This is a genomic window from Psychrobacter sp. PP-21, from assembly GCF_033790785.1.
Lineage (GTDB): Bacteria > Pseudomonadota > Gammaproteobacteria > Pseudomonadales > Moraxellaceae > Psychrobacter.
Window position 1 is genome coordinate 1 of the sequence record NZ_JAMYEB010000024.1, and the last position, 24,630, is coordinate 24,630.

Consider the following 24,630-nt stretch of genomic DNA (forward strand, 5'->3'; position numbering starts at 1 on the left):
AACAACAGGTTCAGGCTCAACAACAGGTTCAGGCTCAACAACAGGTTCAGGCTCAACAACAGGTTCAGGCTCAACAACAGGTTCAGGCTCAACAACAGGTTCAGGCTCAACAACAGGTTCAGGCTCAGTACTGACAGCTGACTGTACTAAGTTGTACTCTTGGTCACTAATATACTCAGAGCGAAAATTCTCGTTATCATGAGTGCTACTTTGCTGCTCATCATAACTGTGCCCTTGATCATCAATCTCGTAAGGCTGTAATGGTTCTGATGCGCCATGCGTCATGGCATCCGAAGATGTTATTTCTGAAGACGACGTTGAATCAGGCGACTCTGTAACTGGTATGCTGGTAGTAGATACCTCACCATCATAGGTGTTACTTAGTACTTCATCGACCGGCAAAGGACGAAACGCTAGTAAGCGCAAAATGCACATCTCAAGCGCTTGCATAGGGGTACTAGCAAGCTTGACGCCTTCACGTGCTTGCACAACAATCTCATAATACAGCTGCAAGACATCAGGGCTGATATGCTGAGCTAGCGTACAAATATCTTTTGCTTGCGCCTCATTAACATTGAGAGCGACCTCAGGCAACAGCTGAGTCAATGCCAACTGATGTAGCAGCTCAGCCAACCCATCAAACATGCTGGTCGCATCTACCATCTGCGCGCGCATTTGCTCGATATGTGCGGCAACGGCTGATTTATCATGATAATAAATATCTGTGATCAAGCTGATGAGGTCAGCCGCATCAATGAGACCGAGCATGGCATTGACAGTCGCATCATCCAGTGACCCTTGACCAAAAGCAATCGCCTGATCTGTCAGTGACAAAGCATCGCGCACAGAGCCTTTGGCAGCGCTTGCTAATTGCCAAATGGCCGGCTGCGTGTAGTCAACCTGCTCTTTGGTCAAAATATTTGCCAAGTGCTCGCTAAGTAACACCTGCGGTAGTGGGCGTAGCACAAACTGCAAGCAGCGCGAGATAATCGTAATCGGCAGTTTTTGTGGGTCAGTCGTTGCCAGCAAGAACTTTACGTGTTCAGGCGGCTCTTCTAACGTTTTGAGAAGTGCATTGAAACTATGCGTCGACAGCATATGCACTTCATCAATCAGATAGACTTTATAACGCCCTTGGCTTGGCGCGTAAGGCACGTTGTCTAACAGCTCACGCGTGTCCTCGACCTTGGTACGGGAAGCCGCGTCAATCTCAATAAGATCAATAAAACGCCCCTGATCGATAGCGACGCAGTTGTCGCATACCCCGCACGGTGTGCTCGTAATACCAGTATCACAGTTCAAGCATTTAGATAAAATACGCGCAATCGTCGTCTTACCCACACCGCGCGTACCAGTAAATAAATAAGCATGATGCAGACGATTATAATCAATTGCATTAATCAGCGCCTGCGAGACATGCGTCTGCCCAATCAACTCATGAAAGTTCTTGGGTCGATATTTGCGGGCTAAAACTTGATATTGCTGCGACATAGCTATCCATTGTGCCAAGTGGTTAATATTCTTATTCTTAATACGATTTTTCGGTATTTATTATAGCAAAAAGCCAGCGCATTCGTCTGGCTTCTCACAAGTTTGATTATGACTGAGCCGCATTCAATAAGCGACTTTGGTTAACGACTAATTAAACATTAATCATTTTTGCGGCGCATATGCGGGAACAAGATCACATCACGGATACTAGCTGAGTCAGTAAACAGCATTACTAAGCGGTCGATACCAATACCTTCACCTGCTGTCGGCGGCAAACCGTATGACAATGCTTCGATGTACTCTTCGTCAAAATGCATGGCTTCGTCATCGCCTGCGTCTTTTTCGGCAACTTGACCACGGAAACGCTCGGCTTGGTCTGCTGGATCATTGAGCTCACTAAAACCATTAGCGAGCTCACGACCACCAACAAACAGCTCAAAACGATCAGTAATCTCAGGATTGTCATCACTACGGCGCGCGAGTGGTGAGGTCTCAGCTGGATACTCAGTAATAAAGGTTGGTTGACGCAGTTGATGCTCAGCCGTTTCTTCAAAAATAATCGTTTGTAGTTTACCCACACCAAACACATCTTTTACTTGTTGTTTCAGCGTCGTTGATGCGTACTCTGCTAGGTATTCACGATCATTGATACGTGCCATGTCAAAGTTTTCTGCATACTTTGCAATCGCATCAGACATAGATAGACGAGCAAACGGTGCTTTTAGGCTAATGGCTTCTTCTTGATAAGTCAGCTCTGTTGTGCCCAACACATCATTTGCTAACTGATTAAACATACGCTCAGTCAAATCCATTAGATCATGATAGTCAGCGTAGGCTTGATAAAACTCAATCATGGTAAATTCAGGGTTGTGACGGGTTGAGACCCCTTCATTACGGAAACTGCGGTTGATCTCAAATACACGCTCAAAGCCACCAACGACCAAGCGCTTGAGATAAAGCTCAGGCGCAATACGCAAATACAAAGGCATATCTAGAGCATTGTGGTGCGTCTCAAAGGGACGAGCTACCGCACCACCTGGAATCGGATGCATCATTGGCGTTTCAACTTCCATAAAACGCTCATTCAGCATAAATTGACGAATACCGCTGACGATCTGACTGCGAATCATAAAGGTATCGCGAGTGCTCTCGTTGGTCATCAAGTCAAGATGACGATTGCGATAGCGCGCTTCTACGTCAGCTAAACCATGGAATTTGTTTGGCATCGGACGTAGCGATTTGGTCAGTAACGTAATCTCTTCGATGTGCACATACAGATCACCCTTACCTGAACGACCGATATAGCCTGACACCCCAACGATGTCACCCAAATCTAGAGACTTAATGCTTGCACGCGTTTCTTCATCAAGCTCTTTACGTGCCACATATAGCTGAATACGACCTGACATATCTTGAATCACGATAAATGAGCCACGGTTGAGCATGACTCGACCTGCTACATTTACCTGTGTCTTTTCGCCATTCGCAGCTTTCTCTTCGATCTCTTGCTTTGACACACCATCAAAAGCGGCTTGTAAGTCTTGCGCATAATCAGTGCGTTTGAATGTATTCGGATACGGCTGTTTTCCTGAAGCACTGATATCGTCTAGCTTGGCTTGCAGTTGTGCGATTAGCTCGTTAGTATCTTCTACAGTTGGGGTTTGGTCTTGGTTCTGATTATTGTGCTTTGACATGACACTCTCAATATTATTAGATAATTAAATGGATAAACGAAAACAGAAATCAATACTTATTATTATAAAAGCAGGCACTATTATACAAGGGTATAATAGTGCCAATATTACATAGAATTGGCTACTATTCACCGCCGCCAATACTGGCCATCAGATCAGCCTGATGCTCACGCAACAACGCATCTAGAGTCTCATCCAAGTCGCCTTCCATAATAGAGTCGAGCTTGTATAAGGTCAGGTTGATACGGTGATCGGTCATGCGCCCTTGTGGAAAGTTATAAGTACGAATACGCTCTGAGCGGTCGCCACTACCGACCAAGTCACGACGTATGGAGTCCGCCACATCGACCTGTGCTTGTACTTTGGCTTGCTGGATTTTAGAGACTAGCATTTTCATAGCATGCGCACGGTTTTTGTGCTGGCTACGCTCTTGCTGACACTCTACCACGGTACCGGTTGGAATATGCGTCAAACGTACGGCTGAGTCAGTGGTGTTCACGTGCTGACCACCCGCCCCACTTGAGCGAAAAGTATCCATCTTGATATCAGCAGGATTGATATCAACGGTATCATCAATCTCAACCTCTGGCATGACGGCAACCGTACAAGCTGAGGTATGCACGCGACCTTGGCTCTCAGTTTCAGGAACACGCTGTACGCGGTGAGCACCCGATTCAAACTTTAGGCGACCATATACACTATTGCCAGATACACGAGTGATAATCTCTTTATAACCACCATGCTCACCTTCGTTTGCAGAGAGCACTTCTAGTCTCCAGCCTTGGGTCTGTGCATATTTTTGGTACATGCGGAACAGATCACCAGAGAAGATCGCTGCCTCATCGCCGCCAGTCCCTGCACGAATCTCCAAGAATGCAGGTACTTTATCATTTGGATCTTTTGGTAGCATCATCACATTGAGGGCTTCTTCCATCTCTACGATGGTATCACGTGCCATCTCAATTTCATCTTGCATCATCTCTTTCATGTCAGGATCTGTCGCATCGGCCAGCATTGCTTCTGCATCAGCCTGATCCGTTTCTGCACCCAGATAGTTCTGCCATAACGTCGTGATGTCCATCAAGTCGCTATGTTCGACAGACAATTCACGGAATTTATTATTATCACTAATGACACTAGGATCTGATAACAAGGCGGTGACCTCTTCATAACGGTCTACCATCTGGTCTAAACGCAGGCGTAAGGATTCTTTCATAAAAGGACTTTTATTTAAATGAGGGGAATAAGAGCGTGATTATAGCAAATTTTTTGGGTTAAATTAAAACCTCTGGTCATTCTTGTCGATATTCTCAATAATCTTGATGTTATCTTTCTAAACATCTCTCTTTATATTTAGATATCAGGACCTAATTTCAATGGCAAAAATGATAGCCAAAAAAATAGCCAAGAACATTCTTGGCTATTTTTTGTCTAGTTGCTAGTTACTTAGTACTAATTACTGGTCACTTAGTATTAAACCTTAGTAATAAACTAAGGCATTAAACTTTACGCACCAGTACTGACCCGATAGAGTAACCTGCACCGAATGAGCAGATAACACCCAAATCACCTGATGATAGATCATCTTTGTGGCGATGGAATACAATCATAGGGCTCGCTGAGCTGGTATTGGCAAATTCAGCAATCACACTTGGTGCAATTGATTTATCTGCATCTTTACCGACGACAGTACGTAAGATCAAATCCAACATATTGGCATTGGCTTGATGTAACCACATCATCTTAACATCAGATGTTGGGATATCGTTTTCTTGCAAGTGCTCAGTGATAATTTCAGAAACTTTCGGGCAAACTTCACGGAATACTTTGCGACCGTTTTGCAAAAATAGCTTGTCAGTGACCGGTGCTTTGATATCTGGATACATCTCTGTCTGTGCCGCTAGGTATTCTGAGCGATCCATAAAGCCATATTCGTTTTTGATGTTGGTCGAAAACTGCGTAAATAGCTTAGCGTTTAGAATCTCGTACCCTTTTGGCGTATCAAGCTCTTCTACGATAGAGGCAGTCGCTACATCACCAAAGATAAAATGGCTGTCACGGTTGCGCCAGTTTAGATGCGCTGAGGTGATCTCAACGTTGACCACAGCAATACGCTTGGCCAAACCTGAAATAATAGAGCCGTGGGCTTGTGATAGACCAAAAGTTGCCGCACTACACGCAACGTTCATATCGTATGCAAAACCACCAACCATGCCGATCTCATTCTGAATTTCGATAGCAACCGCAGGATAAGTACGCTGGAAATTTGAGCAAGCAAGGATGATACCGTCTAAGTCATTGGCTTCAAGTCCTGCATCAGCCAAAGCGTCTCTGAGTGCTGCTGCACCCATTTCAGCCATCACTGATAGCTCTTCGCCCAAATTACGGTATGGGATAACTGGTGCCATGATTTCAGTATTTAAGATACCGTCTTTTTCCATCACATAACGTGATTTGATACCAGATACTTTTTCAATAAAAGCGGCTGAAGAAGGCTCAAGTGCGGTCACAGTCTCTGCTGCTATCTCGTCAGCATGTTCGGTATTATAGTTTTCAACATACTGGTTGAATGACTCTACTAGCTCTTCGTTACTAATGCTATAAGGTGGGATATACAGGCCTGTGCCTGTGATACAAGTCGTCATGATAAGCTTCCTTGTCTACTACTATAGTGCTTGGAATAAGCATAAAAGTGAAAAAATAATAGCCATTCAAATTCAGTGAATAACTGTAAACTTAAAATCAGTGTGTTTATTATGCCTGAATATTATAATTTTTCTAATACTTTGTTACAAATAATCTGTTTCTTGCCATAAATAAGCAAAGACTGACTTCATTTCGTAATAGCTACGTTATAATTAGCGCCATTCTATTCTAAACACCATACATATCGCTATACACTCATATCTAGGAATGCTAATGGTAGAACTTTTCAACTGGTTATTTGGCCAATACGCCGACTACTCTACAACGTTTATTATGCTTGAATTGATTGCCGTTGTCTTTGGTGTAGCTAGTGTCTTACTTGCCAGCAAAACCAATATCCTCGTCTTTCCTATTGGATTGGTTAGCACTGCTATATTCGTGTACCTACTGTGGAAATGGCAATTGTTTGGCGATATGTTCATCAATGCTTACTATACCGTAATGAGCTTGTATGGCTGGATCAACTGGTCAAAGAACAAGAAAAACCAGTCTATTGAACACAAGCAATCAGACGCCAATCGCGTCCGTATTGAGCATTTGCACGCAAAGGATATTCCTATACTTATCGCTTTGGCAGCAGGAACGATAGCTTTTGTAGGATTGGTTTATTATTTCCGCCCAGTGATCAATAACGGTTTTAGCTTCGACGGTGCAGTACTTGGCATGCATCTATTTACTTGGGTCGACTATACTGACATGCTCACTACGGCTTTGTTTCTTATGGCGATGTGGCTCATGGCACGGCGCAAAATTGAGCATTGGATACTATGGATTATCGCGGATGCGATATCGGTACCGCTATACTTTTATAAAGGCTTCACTTTTACCGCACTACAGTATGTAGTCTTCACTCTCATCGCAATCTGGGCATATTATGAATGGCAACGACGCTACCGTGTACAACCTCGAGCAGCATACGCCTAAATCTGTCATCAACGTCGCTGTACTAGGCGCAGAAAGCACAGGTAAGACGACCCTATGTCGTGATTTGGCAGCGCATTTCGACAGTGTATGGGTATCAGAATACATGCGCACCTACTTACAAGCAAAATGGGATAATGAGCAGCTGACATGTACGTGGGAGGATCTACTGCCTATCGCACAAGGACAGATAAAACGGGAGAACACCTTAGCCAAACAAGTCGCCCAAACCCCTAATAAAAACCGTTACTTGTTTTGCGATACCAGCCTGTTTGAGCTGATGACTTATTCTTATTGGTACTATGGCGACTGCCCTACGGCCCTTGAGCAGGCGGCATTGGCACATCACTATGATTTGATACTATTGACTGATGTAGATATACCGTGGGTCGCTGATGACTTACGTGACAGCCCGCACCAACGTGATGAGATAAATGCCTACTTTGCCAGTCAACTCAACAAGTATAAAAAGCCATTCCAGCGCGTTGGCGGGAATAGGGAGCAGCGCGTTCAGCAAGTAGTAGCGCAGCTTACTCACATAGATACATAGACACATAGAGTAGGCACTACGTGTCATGACTAAAAATTACACGACTAAAAACAGGTTGTATTTTACCCACCATTAATATCATTTGTTTTTTAAAACTTAAGAGATATCCATGCTAAAGAAGTTTGAGCTGTACTTAGAAAAAACAATATTCAACAGCCGCTGGATACTGGCACCTTTTTATCTGGGATTGGTACTAGGCATCGTTTTACTATTTGTTAAGTTTGTTCAAAAACTGTGGCATATGTTTGCCGATATACTTATAGCCTCCGAAGCCAGTGTGATTGTAGATATATTGATATTAGTTGATATCTCGTTAGTCGCCAGTTTATTACTCATCATTATATTTAGTGGCTACGAGATTTTTGTCTCAAAAATTGACACTGGTGCTCATGACGATCGTCCTAGCTGGATGGGGAAAGTAGATTTTTCTGGTTTAAAGCTCAAAGTCATCGGAGCTATCGTCGCGATCTCGGCAATCGATCTTCTGAAATCTTTTATGGATATCTCTAGCGGAATGAGTGAGCTCGATGCTGATAAGCTGATGTGGAAAGTGATCATTCACATGACCTTTGTATTGTCAGGCTTATTATTTGCTGTTATGGATAAAGTGGTAGGCGATACCAAAAAGCACTGATACTTAGAACACTTACAAGGAACACACTTACAGGAGCAACTTAGTTTCTGAGCTACCTGGCTTTAGAGTCATAATCTATTGTGCTGTCTTACATCATTGTATATAAGACAGCACGGTATACTCATTATTTGACGATTTTGTTATTTAATGCCTTAGCCCAGTTTCTACAATTGTCTTCGCATCGCGGGCAACAATGATCAGGGTCAGGTATTTTATTGACATAACCGCAATACATACAGGCATAGTAAGTATTTACCTCTGTTTCTTCGACTGCCTGATACTGTTTAGGGAACAATGGCATACCGTAATCTGTTTTTTCAGCAGTGTGTAATAAAATACTGAAATTCCCATCGGCTTCGAGCAGACCGGTACGCACTTGACCCAAATGTTCGACCCCTTGCTGGCGCATCTCAGCAAAAAACTCATCATGTGACATCTCGCCTTTTTTGATCTTATCAAGTACCAACATGCCATTTTCTACAATATAAAGTGATCTTCCCTCCAACAGGTCTTCAAAAGGCTGGAACTTCATCATTGCCCAAGTACAAAACCTGTAGAGGGAGATGACCGTACCCATGATCAATACCGCCTGAATAATAGGCAGATCTTCGGTGAACATGGGATCGCCTGCAATAGAGCCTAGCGATAGAATAATGGTCAGCTCAAAGATAGAGAGCTGACGAACGCCGCGCTTGCCTGTGAATCGCAAGAACGTAATAATCAATACAAACATGACAGTGACACGTATTAAAATTTCAACGGCAAACAACCAAGTGGTGTCATGAATAAAAATACTTGCCCAATCCATACTACTGCTTCCTATTTATTTATCTGGTTTATTGTGTTTAATGGTTGTCTTGCTAATGGTTCATTTGATGCGAAATAGATTACCTCTATACTCCAAACCTTATCGTTAATACAACTATCGTTATTCTCATTTAACAAAGATTTTTTGTCACAAGTACGACAAAATATCTAACCTTATGAATCTACTGTCGCTCTAATTTTTATCTTTCTCATTATTACTTCTACTAATAAATAAGCTATCGTTATAGCGACATACCTAAGAAATCAAAGCTAGAAGTTAAAACCAAAAACTAGAAATCAAGACTATAGGCCAAAAATTAAGATAAAAACAAAACACAATGCTTGTCTATTTAGACACACTTACTCATTTTAGGAATCATCTTTGAAAGCCACTATTTATACCATCATTGCGTTAATTGCCTTTGCCGCAAACTCTCTTTTTTGCCGAATGGCATTGGCAGAGGGTTATATCGACGCTTGGAGCTTTACGATTATTCGCCTACTAAGTGCGGCTGTGTGCTTAGTTTTTATTATGGCGATTCACGCTTACCGTCTAAAACGTCACTCTCGCACGACTGACAGCGCCATTACTGATGCGATTTTGAATGATAAAGGCAGCTGGCTCAGTAGTATCAGCTTAGTTGTTTACGCGCTATGCTTCTCGATTGCTTATGTAGAGCTTGATACGGGCACTGGTGCATTGATCTTGTTTTCAGCAGTACAGCTTACGATGATTGGCTGGGGCATCTACCAAAAAGAGACACTGAGTACATTGCAGTGGCTAGCATTTGTCATGGCCGTAGCAGGGTTTGTCTATCTAATGCTGCCATCAGCCGCTATCCCCTCACCATTGGCTGCAGCACTGATGGCGATGAGCGGTGTAGCTTGGGGAGTATACAGCATACGCGGCAAGTCATGTGTCTCACCACTGCGAGCGACGGGGTTTAACTTTGTACGAAGTTTGGTAGCCACTCCCATATTACTGATAATAGGTATGATGTATTTGGACGATATGGGTTTAGCAAATATTGATATTCAAAACATTACAAGTGAAGGGATACTGCTGGCCTGTGCCTCAGGAGCGATAGCTTCTGGTGTAGGTTACAGTATCTGGTATAGCGCAATGCCACTATTAAAGAACACACAAGCGGCTATCGTTCAGCTGTGTGTACCTGTGATTGCAGCGGTGCTGGGTGTGGTATTTTTGTCTGAGCAGCTCACCATACCATTTATTATTGCAAGCGTCGTGATTTTAGGAGCCGTCTTAGTCTTTATTTTAAATAAAAGAGCCCCAACCTAGTAAGGTGAGTACTTATGATAATCTTTCACTAGCTTGGCTTGTGACAAAAGGTTCATGCTACTATTCTGTTCTACTAGATAGTATAAAACCGCCCCGATTTGTATAAATCGGGGCGGTTTTTATATGAGCTATTACTTTTGCCAAATGGCTACTAGAGGCCAGTTAGAGCCAACATAGAACACCGTTAGACAACAGTAACTTCTAAGCGGGTCTCAACGTTGCCGCGCGTTGCATTAGAGTATGGACATACCTGATGCGTGGCTTCAATCAGCTGCTGCGCCTGCGCTTCGTCGATACCTGACACTTCAACATACAACTCTACGTCCAAGTTGTAACTACCATCTGCTTTCATACCGATACCTACTTGCGCAGAAGTCTTCGAAGAGGTAATAGGCAGTTTCATATGCTGCGCAGTCATGCTCAAAGCGCTATCAAAACAAGCTGCATAACCCATAGCAAAAAGCTGTTCTGGATTGACGCCTTCTTTGCCTTGCTCTTGAAAAGAAACCAAATCAAAACCCAATGAGCCATCGTCTAGTCCAGTATGACCAGAACGTCCACCAGTAGCTGTCGCGCGAGTTTTATAAAATATTTTCATAATCAATAACTCCTTGTTTCATATTATTAGAGATCGTGCTTACACTGTTGCGATAAGACTATTATAGTGACGTCTGCTTATAGGCGTTAGAACAGACCTCTATAACTCTTGCCTAATCCTATAAATTTTCATACTATCAGGCAACAACCTAAAACAAGCAATGATGATGAATCAGACAACGATAGATCAACTACTCAGAGTACTACCCAAAAACAAAACCATCGAATCAGCCGTGGCAGGATTGTTCTTCTATTGTGCTGATAGGTCAAGCAAAGCTGTCAGCTATATACAAGAGCCAAGTATATGTATTGTCTTACAAGGCGAGCGAGAGATTTATTTAGGAGCAGACTGCCAAAGGTTTGATAATAGCAATCTGATGTTTTGCCCAGTCAATATCCCGCTTAGCATGCATATCAAACACGCTTCTATCGAAAACCCTGTCATTGTCTTATCCATGAAACTAGACCTAGCGATGATTAGAGATATTTTAGCGCGAATACCTGCTAACCAAACAATAGTAAGCGGTCACTCAGGCATAAAATGGCAGTTAGACGATACGATAATGGCGGCGTTTGAACGGTTGATAAATTTGCTTGATTATCCAAATGGCATTGGGTTTTTGGCATCTTTGATTCAGCAGGAGATATACTATCGCCTACTCTCAGCAGAACAAGGAAACAAGCTTAGGCAATTGGTCGTCGATGGCAGTCATACACATCGCATCGCCCAAGCTACTGACTGGATAAAGGCACATTTAAATCAACCTATCATGGTCGAGCATCTCGCCAGTCGATGCGGTATGAGCGTCTCGGGGTTTCATCAGCACTTTAAAGAGATAACCCAATTAAGCCCATTGCAATATCAAAAAAACCTGCGGTTGATGGAGGCAAGGCGTCTGATTAAGAGGCACGGAGCACAAATATCACAGATCGCCATGCAAGTAGGTTATGAAAGCCCTAGCCAGTTTAGCCGAGAATATAAGCGACTGTTCGGTGTGAATCCGAGCAGTGATTTGTAGTTATTATTTTATTCTTTAACAGCTTAACTTTCTTTGCTTAGGCTATTTTATATCGTATCTTTCAGCCCCTTCTTCAAAAAAACGTTTTTAAATTAAATAATTTATGGCGTATTTTAAATATATGGAAAAATTGTTTGACTTGCCTTTATATTCGTATTATAACATATAGTATATATTCAAATAAAAGAATATATAGACGTAGATAAATCTACGTTCATTAATAGATATGCTGGGGAGGAAATGACATGATTCGTTTAAGCTACACTCTCAAATGCTGGGCACTAGGTATCACTTATTTTTCAGTGTTTTACTTCTTGGTTGTCATGAGTGACCCCGGCTTTAGTAAATATCTATACATGTTAGCCCTAAGCACACTACTCTTCCCCATTGCCAAACGTGCAGTGGATGTAATGACAGATTTTTTTACCCCAGATATCGAGCTATTTAATGGTTTACTCCCATCCATCCTAATCAATGTGGTGATTTGGATACTGACACCATTTATCGTGGCATTTACCGCCATTGCGTTTATGCTCTATAGCATGGGAGTACTGACAGAAAGAATCAGTCATTAAATACTACTAAAAAAGAGGGCTAGATTAGTAATGACTAATCTAGTCCTCTTTTTGGGTTTAATATATAAAGATACTCTATGCTAGCTTACCTTATCCCACATTTTGCTAAGACGTTTGGGTGATACCGCCATACGGGTTTTCATCGGCTGAGCAAATAGCTGGATCCGATACTCCTCCACCATCCAGCGATACTCACTGATGGCTTCCTTGTCCGCACGTCCTGCTAATCGTTCCATATGCAAGTCTAGCGCGTAGACACCATCAAGATCGGCGTCTAAATTGTGCTCTAAACGCTCAAGGCGAATCTCTAGCGCTTCAAGATAACGCGGATACTGTTGCCAATGGCTATAATCCATACGGTAAACAAAATCAGCCAAATGTAAGTCTTCTAATTGATCTTCAATATCGTCGATAGACTCTCCAAACACCTCACGGTCTAGCATCAGTAGCCCCTGGCGAATGCGCTGCCAGCGCGTATAGACATTTTTGAGCGTCTTGATAACGCTTTGACCTGTCAATAAGAAATTACTCAGCACAACTTCGAGCGTCTGTGCATATTCTTCAGGGGTAAATGGCAGCTCTTCACTCAGACCCACTGCGATATCATCAGCGCTCTCTGGTAGGTTTTCGCTATGGTCAAACAGGACATAGTGCTCTTCGAGTGCGGCATCCAATGTGGCATCAATAACGATTGTTTTTAGTTTTTCCATATCACCCAGCGGTGCAAATGCCAGTTTGAATATTTTATCTACTTGACTGGTCAGCTGTTTTTTCTTCGCACCAAGCTTCCCTTTGATCAAGGTTAATAAGCCGATACGATGCGCTTGTAGTGCTGCATTGACATCGGTGTACTGGTGGATGGATACTGCCTCTCCTGCCTCATCAGCAACGAGCGCAGCAAACTGCTTCATGACCACGCCTGCGCTATGATGGTTTTTGCTAAAGGCAAAATGTTCAGGGAAGTCAGTATGCGCACCTTGTTGCTCATTAACCGCTTGGCTAGTCTCGGAAGCATGGCGAATCTGCAACGTTTGCAGATCACGACCTTTTTCAATGATACGGTTCTTGTCATCAACCACACAAATTTGTGGTTGCAAATAACGATCAATCGTAGAGGGGCTAAAACTCTCCGGCGTCACAGACATGATACCGCGGCGATTGAGCGCTTGGCACAGTTGTTTTAATAACCCTTGCCCGCCTTGTTGCTGCAACTCGTCAAATAGGCTATCTGCGGTATCAGGTATCGGGACGATCTGGCGACGGATATCTTTTGGTAATGATTTGAGCAACTGTAGCACCAACTCATAGCGCCATCCTGGCACACCCCATAGCAATTCAATCGCGTCGAGCTGTGGTAATGCGGCAAGCGGTACGCGTATGGTCACGCCATCATCATCGCTTGCTGGATCAAAGATATAACGCAGCGGCAGTTTTAGATCACCCAGCTTCCATACTTCTGGGAAGTCGCCCGTGGTTGGTGCTTGGCTAGTGAGTACATCCTCGTCAGTAAAAAACAGATACTTGTTGTCGTTTTTCTCTACCTCTGCCCGCCAGTCTTCAAATGTTTTGCGGCTGGCAACATACTCAGGAATCTTTTTGTCATAGAACTGATAGAGCGTTTCTTCATCAACCAATAAATCACGGCGACGTAGCTTGTCTTCGATGCGCTCAACATGAGCAACTTTGTCCATATTATGCTGTAAAAATGGCGCATTGCGACCGAAATTACCAGTCACCAGACCATCACGAATGAATATCTCTCGTGACTCGACCAAGTTTACTTGCTCGTAATTGGTGAGCTGCTTACTGATAATAATCAAGCCAAATAAACTAATCTGCGCGTACGCTTTGACTCGTCCTGTCTTTTTGGACCAATGCGGCTCAAAGTAATGATATTTGAGTAGGTCTCCTGCCGCCGAGGTGATCCATTCGGGTTCAATTTTGGCAACGGTACGCATAAACACTTGGGAGGTTTCGACCATCTCAAACGCCATCACCCAAGGTGGTATCTGTTTAAATACCGTACTGGCTGGGAATATTTTGGCTTTTTGCTGGCGCGCCGCCAAATACTCACCGCGACTTTCAGTTTTGTGCGCGATAATAGACAACAAACCTGTCAATAAGGCTCTATGCAAATTGGCATATTTGACAGCTTTTAACGCTTCGTCTTCGATCGCTGTTGGGTCATTCTTGGCAACATTTTTATCCGATGTTTGTGAGTCATTGACATCGGTTAACTTAAGCTCAGTGACCATTTGTACCAATTGACGATGCGTCTGGTGCCATTCGCGTACACGAGGGAAACTTAGATAGTTCTTTTTTGCAAACTGCTTACGCTGATTACCGGACAGTTTATTGCCGTCTTCGTCCTTTTCAAACAGTGCCTTCCACAGACTTAGATAGAATAAAAAATCAGAGTCGTCTTGACGAAATACCGCATGTTTTTGATCGGCTTGCGTGCGCTTATTGGCAGGACGCTCACGTGGATCTTGTACCGCAAGCGCTGCCACCACGATTAGCATCTCACGAATACAATCAAAGTCAGAACCAGCCACTAGCATACGTGCCAGCCTTGGATCAATTGGCATACGTGCCATTTTCTGACCTGTTGCTGTTAGGCGAAGATGATCGAGCCCTTTTTGACGCTTTGATGATTTGTTTTTATCTTGCGTAGTGTCTTGTTTGGACGTAATGGCACCCAGCTCATCAAGCAGCTTGTGACCATCAGTGACCAATCGACTATCAGGCGGCTCAATAAAATCAAAGTTGTCGACACTACCTAAGCGTAGGTTTGCCATCTGCAATATCACAGAAGCTAGATTGGTACGTAAAATCTCAGGCTCAGTAAATTCAGGACGACCACTAAAGTCCTCTTCAGAATAAAGACGAATACAAACCCCTGGAGCGACACGGCCACAACGCCCCTTACGCTGGTTGGCTGCCGCTTGCGAAATCGCTTCAATCGGTAAACGCTGCACACGTGAGCGATACGAATAACGCGAAATACGCGCAAAACCCAAGTCAATCACATAGCGAATACCTGGTACAGTCAATGCTGTCTCGGCGACGTTGGTCGCGATAACGATACGGCGACCGCGACCTGTTGGCTGAAAGATACGCTGCTGCTCTTCATACGTCTGCCGTGCAAACAGTGGCAACACTTCGGTATGACGTGGACCATGGCGCTCAAGCACTTCTTGCATTTCACGAATTTCTGCTTCAGTCGCGGCAAATATCAAGATATCAGCCTGATCGGCATGGCCTTTATTCTGCGCGTCGCTAAAACACTCCTCAACAGCAGCAACCACCGCACGCGGTAGATTTTCTTCAAAATCATCATAGCTGTCGTCTTCTGAGCTATTTACTGGCTCATCGGTCAACGGACGATAGCGCACCTCTACTGGAAAGCTGCGTCCTTCAACGTTGAAGATAGGCGCAGGGACTTGCCGTTTGAGCTTGGCGTCATAACGGCTAAAGTATTCACTAAAACGCTTGGTATCAAGGGTTGCTGAGGTAATAATTACTTTTAAATCTGGACGTTTGGGTAGCATCTTTTTGAGATAACCCATGATAAAGTCGATATTTAAGCTACGCTCATGTGCTTCATCAATGATAATCGTATCGTATTTACTCAAAAAACGATCATGACCCAGCTCAGCGAGCAAAATACCATCAGTCATTAGCTTGACTACAGATTGCGCTGATCCTTGCTCGTTGAAACGAATCTTGAAACTGACCGTATTGCCTAGCTGCTCTCCGAGCTCTTCTGCAATACGGTTTGCGACGCTACGCGCGGCCAAGCGTCTTGGCTGCGTGTGCCCTATCTGTCCAGTAATACCGCGTCCTGCCAGCATGGCAAGCTTAGGTAATTGCGTTGTTTTACCAGAACCTGTCTCACCCGCCACGATAATGACTTGATTGTCGATGATGGCTTGTACCAGATCTTCTGCACGTTGACTAACAGGCAGATCAAGATTTAACTTAGCGGGCAAGTCGCTTGGAATACTGTCGATGCGGGCTTGTACTGCTGCTTGAGAGCGCGTTTTTATCTTATCGTATTGGGCACGCTTCTTAGTCAGCACATCGTCTTGATTGTTTTTTTGCTCAGAATCATGATTGGATTTTTTATTTTTAGACACGGCGGCACGCGTCAGCTCCCGTTCAAGACGGTTTAAATAGTAATTATCTTTAGCAAGTACAGGTAGGTCGGCTAATGGTTCCACCGCTCTTTTTGTATCTTCAATTTCATTTGTACTAGGAGTGCTTAAATTGTTTTTCTCGGAAGTATCTGGCATATTTGCTTAGGCTATTTATTATTAATAAGTGATTAGATTATGGAGGCAAATAGCAGGCGATTCAAGTGAGTCCTGTATTGATTACACACCTGAAATTCACACTATAACTATGCGCGATAGAACGCCTGTCTTAGCTGTGATAAAAGTATCGACGCACGTAGCTGAGATAGCATGGATATAAACATTAGATTGCACATACTTAAAGCCGCAGAGAAGGCTCAGCTAGTAACATTAATCACTATTGGGATAGGCTTTAGTATAAATAATCTGTTGACTGGTAGCAGCACCCTCGAAAAAGGCATGTATTTTTTGTAATGACAGTCTAGGAAAAGGAAGATGTAGCGACAGTATTAATTTTTCAAACCCCAACATCTCATTAGCCAACTCTCTCGCTACGTCAGGACGAATCTGCGGGTTTTCATAAAGGTTGTCAATTAGCCACGTCAATCGTGGAAATTTTGCGTTATCATGAATTTGATAAAGTATGGGCAGTAGGTCATCCGATATCTGGCAGCGCGCTTTGCGGATTAGACCGCTTTTGTAGTACATATTTAAAGACATGTTATGATAACTTCCTTAGATTCTTGATACTCAAGTATCCCACATACTCTTTATCTTCTCCAATCTCAATATTGTCCTCCCCTATCTCAGCGATAGGCTCGATCAACAGCTGAACATTTGAGAGCAGATCATTCACGTTATAGATATCATCTATATCCACTTCAAACTTATCATCGATATGAGAGGCGGCATCGAGAGGTGAATCGATATCTGTGAAGGTGAACTGTTTATAAAAGTCGCTTTGTTTAGCCTGTTTAATCGCTTGTGCCTGGCTGGTGGCGACAACAAGCAATTTATAATGAAACTCTTCAAAACTGCCCCGTTGATAACCGCCCAAATTGATAAAGAACAGCTTTAGGTCGGCCTCTGTACTGATTTGCTCACCTGACTCAAGCAGTTTGATCGTGTAACCATCAACCTTAGTAATCGCTCGATACGAATCAATATGCCATTTATTTTTGACCTCTGGCCAATGTTGGTTGATATCTGCTACCAGTCCACTGACCTGATTGGCGACACCAAAAAACATGTCGTGCTGCTCTATCAGACGCCCTTTGGGACGACCACCAAGTTGAACCATATATAGAGTGAGCATGTAACACCGTCCTTATAATAATTTAATGGTAGATCATGGTTGGTGGCTTTAGTCATTTCAGCTAGCAATAATGCTGAGTCTTCCACACTACAATACTCGCCCAGTATTTAAAGCAAACGCCCAGTCTTCGCGTCCATTTTTAGAGGCCAGTGTAGCTGCTTTTTTATGATCATAAGCCACCTTGATATGCTCAGTTTGCCAACGTTTACCTTGTTGAGTATCAATGGATGTTATAAGAGCATAGTTAGCATAAGGTGAATAGGTCTGCATTTTATGGATGATAGGCAAATCATCTTCGTAAGCGGGGTAACCGACGCTACCACAATTAATAACTGTTTGACCTGATGATAATACTACTGTTCGTGGAATATGGGTATGACCACAGACAATGACCGCACTATCGACACCATCAAGCAGTGATGAAATAGAGGCATCATCACGTACTACTGGCTGCCCTGTTTTAATATCTTCTAGTAAATACGTCATGTCATCGGTTGGTGAGCCGTGGCATAGGTAGACATCCTTACTTAAATGATAATCGAACGGCAAAAACCGCATCCATTCAATCGCATCTTTAGATAATTCTGTGACAATAAAACTCAACGTTGAATTGCTAACAATTTCTGCTGTCGTTGCTTCATAAATCTGCCTATCCTGATTACCTCGTATAGTAATAATGTCTTCTTGATGTTCCATTAACAGCTCATAGGTAGCCTGAGGCGCTATTGGCCCATATAAAATATCACCAAGATTTACGATCTGATCAGCACCGCGTTGTTTGATATCAGCAAGCACTGCCTCCAAAGCAAAGACATTACTATGAATGTCTGAAATCGCAGCGATGGTTGTTGTTTTTATTATCTTGTTCATGTCTCTACTCATTCATCAAAAATTGCTTCACAACATCAACAGTTGCTATCGGATTTTCTTCATGCGGTACATGACCCAAATCATCAAACACCACAAGCTGACTGTTACGTATATCCCTGTGAAATAATGCCGCGTTTTCTACAGGTATGAGGTTATCTTTTGCACCCCATAATATCAATGTCGGTATATCCAACTGCTTGATTTGTTCTTGATGACTATCACTATCGGTTTCTTTTAGACGACGAGTCAAGGCTTGCCGATTGCCTTGGCGTAGTGTCAATTCATAGTATCTATCAACTAAGTCATCGTCGACCTTACTCTCATCTGCATACACGCTCACGACGCTTTTTTCGACGACACTTCTGGGCAAGATATAATTTAAAATAGGCGCTATTGCAGGATAGCCTGCAACCTTAAAGCCAATAGGAATATGTTTGGGTACTGCTGGATAACCCACTGAATCCACTAATATAAGCTGTTCTATGCGATCAGGATACAAGGCTGCGGTACGCCAAGCAATTTTACCGCCCAACGAATTGCCTGCTAGAATGACACGATCTATATCCAAGCGATCGAGCACTTGGATGACAAATTCAGCATAACGCTCACTGCTATATTGTATGCTTTGGTCAATATAAGGACCTGTTAGACCAAATCCTGGTAAATCCATACTCACAACACAGTATTGATTAGAAAGCGCCTCTGTCCAGCCACTCCACGTATGCAAGCTTGCTGATGTTCCATGTAACAAAACAATGGTGCTAGTAGAAGTGGTATCAGGAGAGTTATCAGCCCCTGCGTCTATTGATGCTGTTCTACGGTTTGCATGACATATACCGGATTGCGTCACATGTGCCTGCGTACCTTGTATGTCTATAAATTCACTGTTGGGTAGCTGCCAGCGCTTTAGCTCAGTGACAGTACGGTCTGGTGCCCAATACAATGCTATGAGTGCCACTAGCACAACAACTATAGCCAAGATAAGAAAGATCGTTATTTTTAATAAATACTGTGTCATGTGATCAAGTCCATTTAATAGTATGACATTAGGATATGCTGTTTTTTCTAAGTATTATTTTTGGGTATAGCCCTAGAAGTTGATTGACGCTCGGTCGCGAGCAGCAGCGACAACAACTGACGTACATCATCATGTTTATCCAACTGCTACTCACTATGGGTATAAGAGCAAATTATAGTAGTTTAGCGTTATGTAGCATAACAAGTCATAAAAAAACCCGATGCTTAAGTCGGCCTTAAACATCGGGTTTGATTTCTCACCAGTACATATGACTGGGTTTTTGGCTACTTAACTATAGCAAGAAAAAATATGCCCAGAAGCCAATGATAACAGTCGCAATAATATTCAATATAATACCAGTGCGCACCATCTCTGTCTGCTTAATTAAACCAGTACCGAATACAATAGCATTTGGCGGCGTGGCAACTGGCAGCATAAAGGCACACGACGCACCGATACCAATGACCAATACCAGCACTTCATGTGGTAAGCCCATTTGCTCTGCAATCGCTGCAAATACAGGTACTAGGAGCGCCGCCGATGCCGTATTGGAAGCAAACTCCGTCAAGAAAATAATGAATGCAGATACCGCTATCATGACAACCAACAGCGGTGCAGCAGACAGTGCACTTGCCACAGTCTCACCCAGCACCAATGACGCACCTGATACTTTTAAGATAGTCGATAGCGCAATCCCGCCACCGAACAGCATGAGCACACCCCAATCGGTATTGTCTGATACTTGTTTCCAAGACACCAGTCCTAAACTCACCACTGCCACCGCGGCTGCCAGTGCAATAATGGCATCCGTATCCGTAATATCGAAAGCGGCCCCAATTTTCTTAGAAAAAATCCAGCTCAGTGCCGTGATGATGAAGACAATAATAGTGGCGATACGTGGCTTATTCCAAGCAATGGGCTCATCTTCGGCGAGCACGACTTTGCGATTGAGATTGGGTTTTAAGAATACATACATGGCACCCAGTAATAGCGGTAGCAGTACCAGCATCATAGGGATACCAAACTTCATCCAATCAACAAATGCAATATCTAGCGCTTTTGCCGCAATCGCATTCGGCGGGGAGCCGACAATTGTACCCAGTCCGCCAAGGCTAGCTGAGTAAGCAATACCTAACAATACAAAGACAAACGTTCCTCGGTCTTTTTCACGATCGACCTGTGTCAAAATACCTAAAGCTAGCGGTAGCATCATCGCTGCTGTAGCTGTGTTCGATATCCACATGGATAAGAACGCAGTCACACCAAATATCAAAAATACAGCGGTACTGAGCTTGCCACCGGACATCGATAAAATCTTGAGGGCTATTTTTTTGTCTAGCTGCTGTACGTGTAACGCGGCTGCCAATGCAAAGCCACCAAAAAACAGATAAATAGTGGGACTAGCAAAGCTCTGCAACCCAATCTCAGCATCGAAATCTGGTATACCAACCAATGCGCCTACCACGACTACTAGCAGCGCTGTAATAGTGACGTGCACAGCTTCTGTGAGCCATAACGCTCCAATAAAAAACAGTACGGCAAGACCCTTATTTGCATTGATATCGAATGGCAATACATTGTAGATAACCATTGCAATAATCGCCGCAATGGCGACAACGATCAACCCCTTACCCGTACCCTTTGGAAAACTATCGGTAAATAAATATTCATTGCCATCATTAGGCAGATGGCTGTCCAGTTTTTGCTCTGACATAAAATGTCCTTATTGAATCAAAGACGGTATAAAAAACCCAATATAAAGACGCATTTTTCTTACTAGCGACTCTCTTCTCATTACCTTAAATGCAAACTTTAATTAAGGTAAAATTCCCTACACATGCTACTAATATATATTTTTAATTATTATCTATATCTAATATAGATAATAATTAAAGCGGTTACCTCTGGTAACGTATTCTGTCTAAAATTGGCACTAATGGTTGGTTACACATCGTCACTAAACAAGCGTATATTTTATATGTACAACGTAGCATTGGTCTTTCATACTAGATGAGTTAAACATTACCTACGTCATAACTGGTACAGGCTTGGCGTAAGTTTTCCTATTGGAAACCAAATAAAAATAAACTGGAGCACTTTATGACAGACTCAAATAAAACCGATGCAACGACTAAAATGGCACCAAAGGACATCAACCAAGATGGCTTAGCCAAAGAAGATCAGCAACGTACTGATGATTCTATGCTCGATATGATGCAAGGTATGCATGAACACGAAGACCACAAAGAGTAAGACAAAGAATAGTGTTTTAGGGCAGGCCAATTCTAAATATAGTCGCTTGCTTATGTAACACAAACAGTAAACATAATAAGCGTTTATCATTTTGATAAGCGCTTTTTTAATGTTGACCGTTTTTTAACAGAGATATAAAAACTGATTTTTGCACAAGCTTTGTTGTCCTACGACTGTGGTCAGAACGACCAGAGGATCACAGTCAACATTAGTAAATCACACCCTACTAGACTAGCACCAAAAAAACAATACCCGATAATAGTATAAGAATCCGATGCTACCTTAATAATAAGATGGTGCGGGAGTCAGTCGACAACACAACTGCGTGGCCTAGCGAACAACAATGATAGTATAAGCAAAAAAGACAACCTATCGGCTGTCTTTTTATATCACTGAACGAATTATTTTAACAACCGTTATGCATGCTAGTCACGCTGCTGAGTGAACAGACATGACTCTCACTCACAAACAGTGTGTAATCCATTACTTTGCTGGTTCATCAAGCATCATCAGCTGTTCGCTGATAGCAACGGTATTAAACCCTGCATCTACAAACATAATCTCGCCCGTGATACCAGATGCCCACGGCGATAGTAAGAATAATGCTGCATTACCTACTTCGGTCTGGGTGATATTGCGTTGCAGTGGTGCAATCTTTTCGCTGACATCAAGCATTTTGCGGAATGACTTGATACCGCTAGCCGCAAGCGTACGGATAGGACCAGCTGATATTGCATTCACACGAATACCTTCACCGCCCATAGACGTCGCTAAGTAACGCACGCTAGCTTCGAGACTGGCTTTTGCCATACCCATGACGTTGTAGTTTGGCAACACTGAAATACTGCCTTCGTAAGTCAAGGTCAACATAGAGCCATGGCGCATCGCTAACAACTCACGAGCGGCCTTTGCCAATGCAACAAAGCTATAGCTTGAGATATCATGCGCAATATGGCTGCCTTCACGTGTGGTAGCACTGACAAAATCGCCGTCTAGCTGATCCATCGGCGCAAAACCAATCGCATGTACGACGCCATCGATACCATCACCCCAGTGGGCAGTCACTTGCTCAAAACAAGCAGCGATTGAGTCATCAGAAGCAACATCACACTCTAGCACCAAATCTGCTTCGAATTTTTCAGCGGCCATATCGACGCGTTTTTTGATTTTGTCATTCGGGTAAGTCAGAATTAGTGATGCCCCTTCGCGGTGCAACGCTTCTGCGATAGCCCAAGCGATAGAGAGTTTACTTGCGATGCCAGTTACGACAAATCGTTGTCCTTGCAGTAGCATAAGATTTCCTTTTGAATCAATCGAGATGATTTAGAATAAAAATTTATTTAGAGTAATTAGAATATTGAGACTACTAAATAGTACAAATGAAAAGATGAGTTATTATACACGAATTCATTTAAGTAAACAGTCGTAAACTGTATTTGATTCTTGTCTGTAGATTCGCTAATACAACCAGCTAATCAAATAAAAATGCCTAACAGCGATTTATTAATTCAAGCAATGTCATCAACGAACGCTGTTTGCGAGTCATTGAAGTGCATTTTAGCATTGGCGCCTCACAATAAAACGCGTGAACGTTAATATTTAGCTTATTGTTTGTCAAAATCGTACTTCAAATACTAACGCTGCACTGTTGCGATTAAGTACCAAACACTTCCTTATTGATTAAAGACTCAACCGCTCGCCACAGCAGTATGAAGTTCAGCAGATTTCGAGTATAATCACAGCCCTTCCCAGCTTGCACAATTTTTATAAGAGTCCTCACATGATAGGACTCAGCGTTAAGCTACACCCACATTTTGGATGGCTGCCAAACTTATGAGTAACACCCCAATAACAACTCCAGATTATAAAGAAAGTACCGAATCTTATCGCCAACTGATTGGATCGACTGGCGAGGACTTGGATCGTCCGGGTTTACTAGATACGCCTATACGTGCTGCAAAAGCCTTTGCTCACTTGACTCAAGGCTATCATCAAAGCATCGAGGAAGTGGTCAATGATGCTGTTTTTCCATCGACCAATCGTGAGCTAGTACTGGTGCAGAACATTGAGTTCTATTCATTGTGTGAGCATCATATGCTGCCGTTCCATGGTGTCGCTCATATCGGCTACCTACCTGACGGCCAAGTATTAGGGTTGTCAAAGTTTGCCCGTATTGTCGATATGTTTGCCCGCCGTCTACAAATACAAGAAAACCTGAGTGAGCAGATTGCACAAACCATCATGGATGTCACTGGCTGCCGCGGTGTGGCGGTCATTATGGACGCATCACATATGTGCATGATGATGCGCGGCGTCAGCAAACAGCATTCGACTACGCGTAGTACGGCGATGCTTGGTGAATACAGTCACAATATCCAAGCTCGTAACGAGTTTTTGGGCGCTGTACCTAAGCGTCAGCCTGCTTTCTAAATGCTGTGGATGATTTCACCTATTATAAATAGCAAAAAGGACGCATTTAGCGTCCTTTTTGTTTGGTTAAAGATTTAGGCTCAGACCATGACTACGACTGATCAATATAAAAGGTATTTATTGACCGAATATATAAGACACACCAACTCGTCCACCAAACCTTGAATCAGCAAAGCCAAATGCGCCACTATAGTCACTGCACTACAAAAGAGTTATGTTTTGGATGAATATCATAAAACAATTTAGATAAGTCATTTTCCATCCAACCTTGGCGTAAAAACTTCACTTGAGCCCACTTTTTCTCGATGGGATTT

The 24,630-nt window shown here is 43.0% G+C and carries 21 protein-coding genes; 8 read left to right on the forward strand and 13 right to left on the reverse strand.

Annotated elements, in window-relative coordinates; translation table 11 throughout:
• The 4 genes from dnaX to NJD71_RS12620 all read right to left on the reverse strand — a co-directional run.
• The coding region (gene dnaX, locus NJD71_RS12605; protein WP_319052279.1) for a DNA polymerase III subunit gamma/tau at positions 1 to 1,491 on the reverse strand (1,491 nt) is incomplete at its 3' end.
• 158 nt (positions 1,492 to 1,649) lie between these two features.
• Entirely contained in the window at positions 1,650 to 3,185 is a 1,536-nt protein-coding gene (gene lysS / locus NJD71_RS12610) for a lysine--tRNA ligase (protein ID WP_319052280.1), read from the reverse strand.
• Positions 3,186 to 3,309: 124 nt separating this feature from the next.
• Positions 3,310 to 4,401, reverse strand: a complete 1,092-nt coding sequence (prfA, locus tag NJD71_RS12615; protein ID WP_319052281.1) for a peptide chain release factor 1 — start codon at positions 4,399 to 4,401, stop codon at positions 3,310 to 3,312.
• Between the two features lie 283 nt (positions 4,402 to 4,684).
• On the reverse strand, positions 4,685 to 5,830 hold the full coding sequence (locus NJD71_RS12620; protein ID WP_319052282.1) for a beta-ketoacyl-ACP synthase III: 1,146 nt from the start codon (positions 5,828 to 5,830) through the stop codon (positions 4,685 to 4,687).
• Positions 5,831 to 6,104: 274 nt separating this feature from the next.
• On the opposite strand from NJD71_RS12620, the gene pnuC reads away from it, so the two are divergent.
• From pnuC to NJD71_RS12635, 3 genes are all read left to right on the forward strand, one after another.
• Entirely contained in the window at positions 6,105 to 6,815 is a 711-nt protein-coding gene (pnuC, locus tag NJD71_RS12625; protein ID WP_319052283.1) for a nicotinamide riboside transporter PnuC, read from the forward strand.
• Positions 6,787 to 7,362, forward strand: a complete 576-nt coding sequence (locus NJD71_RS12630) for an ATP-binding protein (protein ID WP_319052284.1) — start codon at positions 6,787 to 6,789, stop codon at positions 7,360 to 7,362. Before pnuC ends, NJD71_RS12630 begins: the two co-directional genes overlap by 29 nt.
• Positions 7,363 to 7,471: 109 nt before the next feature.
• Positions 7,472 to 7,996, forward strand: a complete 525-nt coding sequence (locus tag NJD71_RS12635; protein ID WP_319052285.1) for a TIGR00645 family protein — start codon at positions 7,472 to 7,474, stop codon at positions 7,994 to 7,996.
• Between the two features lie 124 nt (positions 7,997 to 8,120).
• Here NJD71_RS12635 and NJD71_RS12640 read toward each other — a convergent pair whose 3' ends face one another.
• Positions 8,121 to 8,804: a DUF421 domain-containing protein gene (locus NJD71_RS12640; RefSeq protein ID WP_319052286.1), complete on the reverse strand. Its 684-nt coding sequence runs from the start codon at positions 8,802 to 8,804 to the stop codon at positions 8,121 to 8,123.
• 381 nt (positions 8,805 to 9,185) lie between these two features.
• Between NJD71_RS12640 and NJD71_RS12645 the strand changes: the two genes are divergently transcribed.
• Positions 9,186 to 10,103 (forward strand): DMT family transporter, encoded by a 918-nt coding sequence (locus tag NJD71_RS12645; protein WP_319052287.1) that lies wholly within the window; start codon positions 9,186 to 9,188, stop codon positions 10,101 to 10,103.
• Between the two features lie 184 nt (positions 10,104 to 10,287).
• Here NJD71_RS12645 and NJD71_RS12650 read toward each other — a convergent pair whose 3' ends face one another.
• Positions 10,288 to 10,701, reverse strand: coding sequence for an organic hydroperoxide resistance protein (locus NJD71_RS12650; protein ID WP_319052288.1), 414 nt, complete (start codon positions 10,699 to 10,701; stop codon positions 10,288 to 10,290).
• 166 nt (positions 10,702 to 10,867) lie between these two features.
• On the opposite strand from NJD71_RS12650, the gene NJD71_RS12655 reads away from it, so the two are divergent.
• Positions 10,868 to 11,719 carry an AraC family transcriptional regulator gene (locus NJD71_RS12655; protein ID WP_319052289.1) on the forward strand — a complete coding sequence of 284 codons (852 nt, stop codon included), beginning with the start codon at positions 10,868 to 10,870 and terminating at the stop codon, positions 11,717 to 11,719.
• Positions 11,720 to 11,964: 245 nt separating this feature from the next.
• Positions 11,965 to 12,294 (forward strand): hypothetical protein, encoded by a 330-nt coding sequence (locus NJD71_RS12660; protein WP_319052290.1) that lies wholly within the window; start codon positions 11,965 to 11,967, stop codon positions 12,292 to 12,294.
• Between the two features lie 80 nt (positions 12,295 to 12,374).
• Here NJD71_RS12660 and hrpA read toward each other — a convergent pair whose 3' ends face one another.
• The 6 genes from hrpA to NJD71_RS12690 all read right to left on the reverse strand — a co-directional run bounded on the left by hrpA (position 12,375) and on the right by NJD71_RS12690 (position 21,347).
• Positions 12,375 to 16,517 carry an ATP-dependent RNA helicase HrpA gene (hrpA, locus tag NJD71_RS12665; protein WP_442967685.1) on the reverse strand — a complete coding sequence of 1,381 codons (4,143 nt, stop codon included), beginning with the start codon at positions 16,515 to 16,517 and terminating at the stop codon, positions 12,375 to 12,377.
• 303 nt (positions 16,518 to 16,820) lie between these two features.
• A complete protein-coding gene (locus tag NJD71_RS12670; RefSeq protein ID WP_319052292.1) occupies positions 16,821 to 17,150 on the reverse strand; it encodes a hypothetical protein in 330 nt (109 codons plus the stop codon).
• 1 nt (position 17,151) lies between these two features.
• Positions 17,152 to 17,745, reverse strand: a complete 594-nt coding sequence (locus NJD71_RS12675) for a DUF1543 domain-containing protein (RefSeq protein ID WP_319052293.1) — start codon at positions 17,743 to 17,745, stop codon at positions 17,152 to 17,154.
• Positions 17,746 to 17,832: 87 nt separating this feature from the next.
• Complete coding sequence (locus NJD71_RS12680) at positions 17,833 to 18,615, reverse strand: metallophosphoesterase family protein (RefSeq protein ID WP_319052294.1); 783 nt, start codon at positions 18,613 to 18,615, stop codon at positions 17,833 to 17,835.
• A 4-nt stretch (positions 18,616 to 18,619) separates the two neighbouring features.
• Positions 18,620 to 19,633 (reverse strand): alpha/beta fold hydrolase, encoded by a 1,014-nt coding sequence (locus tag NJD71_RS12685; RefSeq protein ID WP_319052295.1) that lies wholly within the window; start codon positions 19,631 to 19,633, stop codon positions 18,620 to 18,622.
• Positions 19,634 to 19,925: 292 nt separating this feature from the next.
• Positions 19,926 to 21,347, reverse strand: a complete 1,422-nt coding sequence (locus NJD71_RS12690; protein WP_319052296.1) for an SLC13 family permease — start codon at positions 21,345 to 21,347, stop codon at positions 19,926 to 19,928.
• A gap of 386 nt (positions 21,348 to 21,733) precedes the next feature.
• Here NJD71_RS12690 and NJD71_RS12695 point away from each other — a divergent pair, with 386 nt between their 5' ends.
• Positions 21,734 to 21,886 carry a hypothetical protein gene (locus NJD71_RS12695; RefSeq protein ID WP_319052297.1) on the forward strand — a complete coding sequence of 51 codons (153 nt, stop codon included), beginning with the start codon at positions 21,734 to 21,736 and terminating at the stop codon, positions 21,884 to 21,886.
• 483 nt (positions 21,887 to 22,369) lie between these two features.
• On the opposite strand, the gene NJD71_RS12700 is transcribed toward NJD71_RS12695, so the two are convergent.
• The gene (locus NJD71_RS12700; RefSeq protein ID WP_319052298.1) at positions 22,370 to 23,179 is read right to left on the reverse strand and encodes an enoyl-ACP reductase FabI; all 810 of its coding nucleotides are present in this window, start codon (positions 23,177 to 23,179) and stop codon (positions 22,370 to 22,372) included.
• Positions 23,180 to 23,719: 540 nt separating this feature from the next.
• Between NJD71_RS12700 and folE the strand changes: the two genes are divergently transcribed.
• Positions 23,720 to 24,316, forward strand: coding sequence for a GTP cyclohydrolase I FolE (gene folE, locus NJD71_RS12705; protein WP_319052299.1), 597 nt, complete (start codon positions 23,720 to 23,722; stop codon positions 24,314 to 24,316).
• Positions 24,317 to 24,630: the final 314 nt, after the last annotated feature.